The following is an 8,175-nucleotide window of genomic DNA, read 5'->3' on the forward strand; positions in this document are numbered from 1 at the left end:
TCACTCCTCCGTCGTCTCCGGTCGCTTCCGCACGAGCGTCTTGCGCACCGCCGACGCCACCACGTCGCCGTGCTGGTTCCGCGCGGTGTGCGCGAGGGTGATGATGCCCTCGCCTGGCCTGCTCTTCGATTCCCGCTTGTCGGTGATCACCGTCTCGGCGTACATGGTGTCGCCGTGGAAAAGCGGCTTGGGGAAGGCGATCTCGGAGAACCCGAGGTTCGCCACGATCGTCCCCTGGGTGAGCTGGGCGACCGACAGCCCGACCAGGGTGGACAGGGTGAACATCGAGTTCACCAGCCGCTGGTTGAACGGCGGCAGCTGCTCGCTGAACGCGGCGTCCAGGTGCAGCGCCTGGGTGTTCATCGTCAGCGTGGTGAACAGGACGTTGTCCGCCTCGGTGATGGTGCGGCCGGGGCGGTGTTCGTAGACCACGTCCGTCTCGAACTCCTCGAACCACAGGCCACGCTGCACCACGCGCTTCGGCTTGCTCACAGCCCGGCCTCGCGCGCGATCAGCATCAGCTGCACCTCGGTGGTGCCCTCGCCGATCTCGAGGATCTTGCTGTCCCGGTAGTGCCGGGCCACGGGGTACTCATTCATGAAGCCGTAGCCGCCGAAGATCTGGGTGGCGTCGCGGGCGTTGTCCATCGCGGCCTCGCTGGCGATCAGCTTGGCGATGGAGGCCTGCTTCTTGAAGGGCTTGCCCGCCAACATGAGTGCGGCCGCGTCGTAGTAGGCGGTGCGGGCGACGTGCGCGCGCACCTCCATCCGGGCGATCTTGAAGGCGATGGCCTGGTTGGCGCCGATCGGCTTGCCGAACGCCTCGCGTTCCTTGGCGTACTTGACCGACTCGTCCACACAGCCCTGCGCCGCACCCACGCTCAGCGCCGCGATCGCGATCCGGCCCTCGTCGAGGATGCGCAGGAAATTCGCGTAGCCGCGGCCACGCTCGCCGAGCAGGTTCTCCTGCGGGACCCGAACGTCCTGGAAGGTCAGCGGGTGGGTGTCGGAGGCATTCCAGCCGACCTTATTGTACGCGGGCTCGGCGGTGAAACCCGGCGTGGAGGTCGGCACCAGGATGGTGGAGATCTCCTTTTTGCCGTTGTCCATCTCACCGGTGACGGCGGTGACGGTAACCAGCCGGGTGATGTCGGTGCCGGAGTTGGTGATGAACTGCTTGTTGCCGTTGATGATCCAGTCGCCGCCGTCCTGCTTGGCGGTGGTCTTGGTGCCGCCTGCATCGCTGCCCGCGCCCGGCTCGGTGAGTCCGAACGCGGCCAGCGCCTTGCCGCTCGTGAGCTGCGGCAGCCACTCCTGCTTCTGCTCCTCGTTGCCGAAGCGGTAGATCGGCATCGCGCCGAGCGAGACGCCCGCCTCCAGGGTGATCGCCACGGACTGGTCCACCTTGCCGAGCTCCTCGAGGGCGAGGCACAGCGCGAAATAGTCGCCGCCCATGCCGCCGTACTCCTCGGGGAACGGCAGACCGAACAGGCCCATGTCGGCCATGCCGTCGATCACCTGGTACGGGAAGGTGTGGTTTGCATCGTGCTCGGCGGCGACCGGCGCGACGACGGTCTGAGCGAAGTCTCGGACGGTCTTCGCGAGCTGCTGGTACTCGTCGGGCAGCGATCCGGTGGAGAGGTAGTCGGTCATGACGCGGCGTCCTTCGCGGTCTCGGTGGTGTCGTTCGGAATGATTCGGGCCAGGATCTGGTCGACCTTCACCTGGTTTCCCGCGGCGACGAGCAGCTCGACGGTGCCGTCGATGGGTGAGGTCAGCGAGTGCTCCATCTTCATCGCCTCGACCACCACCACCGCGGTGCCCGCGGAGACGGTCGCGCCGTGCTCCACGCCGACCGCGATGACCGCGCCCGGCATCGGGCTGGTGATCTCGGCCTCCCCCGCGTGCGCGTCACCGGTGCGGACACTGACCTCCCGGACCTCACGCAGGACCGCGGTCCCGTCGGCGCCCGAGAGCCAGATGTGTCCGTCGTGCGCGGCCACCAGGTAGCTCGACCGCAGCCCGTCCACCGCGACCGACAGCATCGACCCGTCCAATGATGCTGTCAACGTGCGGGTTTCGCCGTCCTCCATGGATACCGATGCACCGCCGGGCACGCCGGTGATCCGCACGTGGTCGGTGCGGGTCGGCGAGGCGAGCCGGATGCTGGTCGGCACGGGGGTTCCGACCCGCCAGCCCGTCGGCACCTCCCACGGGTCGGCTCCCGCGGCCTGCGGCCACTGCGTCAGCCACCGGTAGGCGCCCGCCGCGATGAACTGCTCATCCCCGGCGTCGGCCGCGACGTAGTCCCCGAGCCTGCGGTCGAGCAGTCCGGTGTCGAGGCGGCCTGCGACCACGTCGGGATCCGCGAGCAGGAACCGCGCGAAGTCGATGTTGGTGACCACGCCGAGCACCGCGGTGTCGGCGAGCGCCCGGTCGAGCTTGCGCAGCGCGCCCGCGCGGTCGGGGGCGTGCGCGATCACCTTCGACAGCATCGGGTCGTAGTCGCTGCCGACCTCGGTGCCCGCCCGCAGGCCCGAGTCGATCCGGATGCCGGGTCCGGCCGGTTCCACGACGTCGAGGACGAGTCCGCCCGTCGGCAGGAAGCCCCTGGCCGGGTCCTCGGCGTAGACGCGGGCCTCGATGGCGTGGCCCGTCATGGTGATCTCGTCCTGGCTGATGCCGAGCTTTTCGCCCGCGGCCACCCGGACCTGCCACTCGACCAGGTCCAGTCCGGTGACCATCTCGGTGACCGGGTGCTCGACCTGGAGTCGGGTGTTCATCTCCATGAAGAAGAATTCGTCGGGCCGATCGGCGGACACGATGAACTCCACCGTGCCCGCGCCCGCGTAGTCGACGCTGCGGGCGGTGTTGCGGGCCGCCTCACCGATCCGCGCCCGGGTCGCCTCGTCGAGCAGCGGCGATGGCGCCTCCTCGATGACCTTCTGGTGGCGACGCTGCAGGCTGCACTCGCGCTCACCGAGGTGCACGACGTTGCCGTGTGTATCGGCCAGGATCTGCACCTCGATGTGCCGGGGACGCAGCACGAACCGCTCCAGGAAGAGGGTGTCGTCGCCGAACGCGGAGGCGGCCTCGCGGCGCGCACTGGCCAGCGCGTCGGCGAGGGCCGCCCGCTCCTCCACCAGACGCATGCCCTTGCCGCCGCCGCCGGCGGACGGCTTCACGAGGACCGGGTAGCCGATGTCCTCAGCGGCGGCGATCAACTCGGCATCGGTCAGGCCCGGCCGGGCGATTCCAGGCACCACGGGGACGTCGAACTCGGCGACCGCGTTCTTGGCGGTGATCTTGTCGCCCATCACCTCGATGGCGCGGGCCGACGGTCCGAGAAAGGCGATGCCCGCCTCCTCGAGAGCGGCCGCGAAGGACGCGTTCTCGGAGAGGAATCCGTAGCCCGGGTGCACGGCCTGGGCGCCGGTCCGCTTCGCGGCGTCGACCACCTTCGCGATGTCGAGGTAGCTCTCCCTGGCCGCGGCGGGACCGAGGAGGACGGCGGTGTCGGCCTCCGTGACGTGCCGCGCGCCAGCATCTGCCTCGCTGTACACCGCCACCGAGCGGATGCCCATGGCCCGTAGGGTGCGGATGACGCGGACCGCGATCTCGCCGCGGTTGGCGACCAGAACTGTAGAAAATTCAGTCATTTCACTCACATCCGACTCGATCACATTCGAAAAATGCCGTAGGAGACCGGCTCGAGGGGCGCCTGAGCGCACACCGAAAGTGCCAGTCCTAGAACAGTTCTGGTGTCCGCGGGATCGATGATTCCATCGTCCCACAGTCGGGCGGTCGAATAGTAGGGATTGCCCTGCGCCTCGTACTGGTCACGGATCGGCGCCTTGAAGGACTCCTCGTCCTCCGCCGACCAGGGCTTGCCCGAGGCGTCCAGCTGATCGCTGCGGACGGTGGCCAGCACCGAGGCCGCCTGCTCGCCGCCCATGACGGAGATCCGCGCGTTCGGCCACATCCAGAGGAACCGGGGCGAGTACGCGCGCCCGCACATCGAGTAGTTGCCTGCGCCGTAGGAGCCGCCGATGACGACGGTGAGCTTGGGGACGCGCGCGCAGGCCACCGCGGTCACCATCTTGGCGCCGTGCTTGGCGATGCCGCCCGCCTCGTAGTCGCGGCCGACCATGAACCCGGCGATGTTCTGCAGGAACAGCAGCGGCACGCTGCGCTTGTCGCACAGCTCGATGAAGTGAGCCCCCTTCATGGCGGACTCGGCGAAGAGCACGCCGTTGTTGGCGACGATGCCGACCGGGTGCCCGTGGATGCGGGCGAAGCCGGTGACCAGGGTCTTGCCGTACTCGGCCTTGAACTCTTGGAAGTGTGAATTGTCGGCACCGCCGACGCCTCCCCCGTCCACGATCCGGTTGATCACCTCGTGCACGTCGTACGGGGTGCGCGGGTCCGTCGGGACGACGTCGTAGAGCTCGGCCTGCGGCGCGGTTGGCTCGACCGCCGGGATCACGTCCCAGGGCCGGTCAGTGCGCGGGCCGAAGGTCGCGACAATGCGGCGCACGATGCGCAGCGCGTCCTGATCGTCCTCGGCCAGGTGGTCGGTGACGCCGGAGACCTTCGAGTGCAGGTCACCGCCGCCGAGGTCCTCGGCGGAGACGACCTCACCGGTCGCGGCCTTCACCAGCGGGGGGCCGCCGAGGAAGATGGTGCCCTGGTTGCGCACGATGACGGCCTCGTCGCTCATCGCCGGGACGTAGGCGCCGCCCGCGGTGCAGGACCCCATCACCGCCGCGATCTGCGGGATGCCCTTCGCGCTGAGGTTCGCCTGGTTGAAGAAGATGCGTCCGAAGTGCTCACGGTCGGGGAAGACCTCGTCCTGCCGGGGCAGGAAAGCGCCGCCGGAGTCGACCAGGTAGAGGCACGGCAGGTTGTTCTGCAGCGCGATCTCCTGAGCGCGCAGGTGCTTCTTGACGCTCATCGGGTAGTAGGTGCCGCCCTTGACGGTGGCGTCGTTGGCGACGATCACGCATTCGCGGCCGGAGACCCGGCCGATGCCGGCGATCACCCCAGCGCCCGGGCACTCGTCCTCGTACATGCCGTTTGCCGCCAACGGGGAGAACTCGAGGAAGGGGCTGCCCGGATCCAGCAGGGTGTCCACCCGCTCGCGCGGTAGCAGTTTTCCCCTGCTCACGTGGCGTTGTCGCGACTGCTCACTGCCGCCGAGCGCCGCGGTCGCGAGCCGCTCGCGCAGCTCGGTCACCAGGCGCACGTGCTCGGCCCGGTTGCGCTCCCCGTCGATGGTCATGTCGTCGCCCTGTCTGCTCGGATCGGCTCACGATCAGTTAATTGCCAGTAACCGAATCTAAGATAACTATGATTAACTGAGTTGTCTAGATCCATTGAAAGAAGGGAGGTGTCGACGTGACATCTGAGGACTCGGCACTGACCAACCGCGGCCGCGCCAAGGCCGACCGCCGCAGGCAACTCCTGCGGGCGGCCGCCCGACTGATCGCCGAACGCGGCTTTGCCGGGGTTCGGCTGGAGGACCTCGGATCCGCGGTCGGGATCAGCGGTCCCGCCGTCTACCGGCACTTCCCCAACAAGGAAGCGCTTCTGGTGGAGCTGCTGGTGGACATCAGCCGCCGCCTGCTCGAGGGCGGCATCGCCGTCGCCGATTCGGCGTCGACGCCGGACGAGGCGCTCGCAGGCCTGATCGAGTTCCATCTCGATTTCGCGCTCGGCGAGCCCGACCTCATTCGCGTTCAGGACCGCGACCTCGAGTCACTGCCGACGACCGAGCGCCGACAGGTCCGGCAGTTCCAGCGCCGGTACGTCGAGGTGTGGGTCGAGGTGCTCCGCAAGGTCGACCCCGACCTCGCCGAGGCGGACGCCCGGATCAAGGCGCACGCCACCTTCGGGCTGATCAACTCGACCCCACACAGCGTCAACCCGTCCGCGCCCGCCCACACGCGGGCGGTCCTGCGCGCGATGACTTCGGCTGCGCTGGCGCCAGGGGTCTGAGACCGGCGAGCACCCGGAATGCCCCGCGCGATGTGGGACAATTCGGACGACATGTCGCCTGCGAACACCGTCGCGTGCGGCACGGGCCCTGGAGTTCCCCATGAGGCTGAACCGCGAAGAGATCTGGGCGTATGTGCACAGCGAACGTCGCGCCCTCGCCGCCGTGCTCGCCACGCTGTCCGACGAACAGTGGGCGACGGACTCGCTCTGTGCGGGATGGACCGTCAAGGATGTCGCGGGCCACGTGATCGCCCACCCGCAGACCGGCCTTCGCGATCTTCCTCGTGTGCTCCCCCTGGTGATCCGCGCGCACGGCAGCTACAGCAAGACCATCTACGCGCAGGGAAAGCTGGTCTCCGACCGGCCAACCGACGAGATCGTCGCGGACTTCGCCCGGATGGACGGATCGCGCGGCCACCCGCCCGGCACCCCCGTCAGGTTCGCGCTGATCGAGATCCTGCTGCACACGCAGGACATCGTGATTCCCCTCGGGATGGCCCACACCATGCCGCCGATCGCGGCCGCGTGCGCGGCCGACCTGGTGCGACCGCTCGCATCCTCGATGGGTGTGCGGCACAAGGTCTCCGGCGTCCGCATGATCGCCACCGACGTCGACTGGTCGGCGGGCAAGGGCCCGCCCGTTCAGGGTCCGATGCAGCAGTTGCTCCTCGCCATGTCGGGTAGGCCGGCCGACGTGGCCCAGCTTTCCGGCGAGGGTGCGGCGGCGCTGCAGCAGGATTGACCGGTCCCGGCGATAGGGTCCAGGGCATGCCCGAGAGCCCCCTCGCATGACCGTCGCGAAGTCCATCGCCCTGTTCGTCGTCGCCGCGCTCCTCGAGATCGGCGGCGCCTGGCTGGTCTGGCAGGGTGTTCGGGAACACCGCGGCTGGCTGTGGGTCGGGCTCGGCGTGATCGCGCTCGGCGCCTACGGGTTCGTCGCCACCATGCAACCCGACGCCAACTTCGGCCGGATCCTGGCCGCGTACGGCGGCGTCTTCGTCGCGGGCTCACTGGTCTGGGGCATGGCCATGGACGGCTTCCGCCCCGATCGCTGGGATGTGGGCGGCGCGTTGATCTGCCTAGCCGGGGTGGCGGTCATCATGTACGCCCCGCGCTGAGTCTCAGGTGCGCGCAGGCAACCGCGCCATCGCCGCCGCGAGGAACAGCGCGACGGCCACCCCGATCCACAACCCCTGTAGACCAATCCACCTGTGCACCGCCGCGCCGGCAACCACTCCGAGCACCAATCCGAGCCACAGCAGGGCGAAGCGCACCCAGGCCCAGCGCGGACCACCGACGAGCGCCGCGGCGATCCGTTGGCCCAGCTTCACCAGCGTGCCGGTCATGTAGGTGAGGCTGACCGACGACGCGTCGCTCCGCTCGAAGACGGTGTTCTCCGCGCCCATCGCGAGCACCAATGCGGAGATCACCACCTGCGTCGGGGCGTCGAACGCGGCGCCGATCGCGGCCGCCGCCACCGAGATCGCGACGAAGACCAGCACGGCCGACCCGTGGCGAGTCCGATGCCCGATCAGCGAGCCGAGCAGCACCCCGCCGACGAACAGCCCGATGATCGTGGCGCCGATCGCGGCCTGTTCGAAGGCGCCGTCGACCGCGAACACGGCCATCTGCGTCGAGTTGCCGCTCATGAAGGAGACGAAGAAGCCGCCGAGCGTGATGAAACCCATGGCATCGATGAAGCCGGCCAAGGCGGCGAGCAGCAGCGCGATCGCGAACGTCCTGCGTCCCAGGCTGACGACCACGGCAACTCCGTTCGGGATCGACGTCCTACCCACCACGTAGTTTGCCCCAGCCGCCAGACCCTTGGGGCCGGACGGCTGGGGCATTCGACCCGGGCTCGATCGTTGCTCAGAAGCCCGGGAAACCGATACCGCCGAGCGGGGTGATGCCGCCACCGATGGGCAACTGGGCGACGACGCCCGAGTCATCGATCCTCGGCGGGGTCAGGTCCAATGGCGGTGCCGCCTCCTCGACGGCTGCGGCCTGAGCGGCGGCTGCGGCGTCCGCAGCGGCCTGCTCGTTCGCCGCCGACTGAGCAGCGGCAGCAGCGTCCGCAGCGGCCCGCTCGTTCGCCGCCGACTGAGCAGCGGCAGCAGCGTCCGCAGCGGCCCGCTCGTTCGCCGCCGACTGAGCAGCGGCAGCAGCGTCCGCAGCGGCC

Annotated in this window: 9 protein-coding genes; 3 read left to right on the forward strand and 6 right to left on the reverse strand. The window is 69.1% G+C overall.

The window, feature by feature from the left end; translation table 11 throughout:
* Genes ACFXMV_RS09435 through ACFXMV_RS09450 form a run of 4 tightly spaced genes read right to left on the reverse strand, consistent with a single transcriptional unit; the run spans window position 1 to window position 5,280 of the window.
* Window positions 1–492, reverse strand: coding sequence for a MaoC family dehydratase (locus tag ACFXMV_RS09435; protein ID WP_378499021.1), 492 nt, complete (start codon window positions 490–492; stop codon window positions 1–3).
* The gene (locus ACFXMV_RS09440) at window positions 489–1,652 is read right to left on the reverse strand and encodes an acyl-CoA dehydrogenase family protein (RefSeq protein WP_378499020.1); all 1,164 of its coding nucleotides are present in this window, start codon (window positions 1,650–1,652) and stop codon (window positions 489–491) included. The genes ACFXMV_RS09435 and ACFXMV_RS09440 overlap by 4 nt, the downstream gene beginning before the upstream one ends.
* Window positions 1,649–3,658 (reverse strand): acetyl/propionyl/methylcrotonyl-CoA carboxylase subunit alpha, encoded by a 2,010-nt coding sequence (locus ACFXMV_RS09445; RefSeq protein WP_378502911.1) that lies wholly within the window; start codon window positions 3,656–3,658, stop codon window positions 1,649–1,651. Before ACFXMV_RS09445 ends, ACFXMV_RS09440 begins: the two co-directional genes overlap by 4 nt.
* Before the next feature lie 20 nt (window positions 3,659–3,678).
* Entirely contained in the window at window positions 3,679–5,280 is a 1,602-nt protein-coding gene (locus tag ACFXMV_RS09450; RefSeq protein WP_378499018.1) for a carboxyl transferase domain-containing protein, read from the reverse strand.
* A gap of 116 nt (window positions 5,281–5,396) precedes the next feature.
* Here ACFXMV_RS09450 and ACFXMV_RS09455 point away from each other — a divergent pair, with 116 nt between their 5' ends.
* From ACFXMV_RS09455 to ACFXMV_RS09465, 3 genes are all read left to right on the forward strand, one after another.
* Window positions 5,397–5,996 (forward strand): TetR/AcrR family transcriptional regulator, encoded by a 600-nt coding sequence (locus tag ACFXMV_RS09455; RefSeq protein ID WP_378499017.1) that lies wholly within the window; start codon window positions 5,397–5,399, stop codon window positions 5,994–5,996.
* A 100-nt stretch (window positions 5,997–6,096) separates the two neighbouring features.
* The gene (locus ACFXMV_RS09460) at window positions 6,097–6,738 is read left to right on the forward strand and encodes a maleylpyruvate isomerase family mycothiol-dependent enzyme (RefSeq protein WP_378499016.1); all 642 of its coding nucleotides are present in this window, start codon (window positions 6,097–6,099) and stop codon (window positions 6,736–6,738) included.
* A gap of 46 nt (window positions 6,739–6,784) precedes the next feature.
* Window positions 6,785–7,114 carry a YnfA family protein gene (locus ACFXMV_RS09465; RefSeq protein WP_378499015.1) on the forward strand — a complete coding sequence of 110 codons (330 nt, stop codon included), beginning with the start codon at window positions 6,785–6,787 and terminating at the stop codon, window positions 7,112–7,114.
* Window positions 7,115–7,117: 3 nt separating this feature from the next.
* On the opposite strand, the gene ACFXMV_RS09470 is transcribed toward ACFXMV_RS09465, so the two are convergent.
* Window positions 7,118–7,759 carry a YoaK family protein gene (locus tag ACFXMV_RS09470; RefSeq protein ID WP_378499014.1) on the reverse strand — a complete coding sequence of 214 codons (642 nt, stop codon included), beginning with the start codon at window positions 7,757–7,759 and terminating at the stop codon, window positions 7,118–7,120.
* A 106-nt stretch (window positions 7,760–7,865) separates the two neighbouring features.
* Window positions 7,866–8,175 (reverse strand): hypothetical protein (locus tag ACFXMV_RS09475; RefSeq protein WP_378613083.1); only part of this gene is annotated, 310 nt, incomplete at its 5' end.

Origin of the sequence: Rhodococcus sp. NPDC059179 (assembly GCF_042754885.1) — a bacterium.
GTDB lineage: Bacteria > Actinomycetota > Actinomycetes > Mycobacteriales > Mycobacteriaceae > Rhodococcus_G.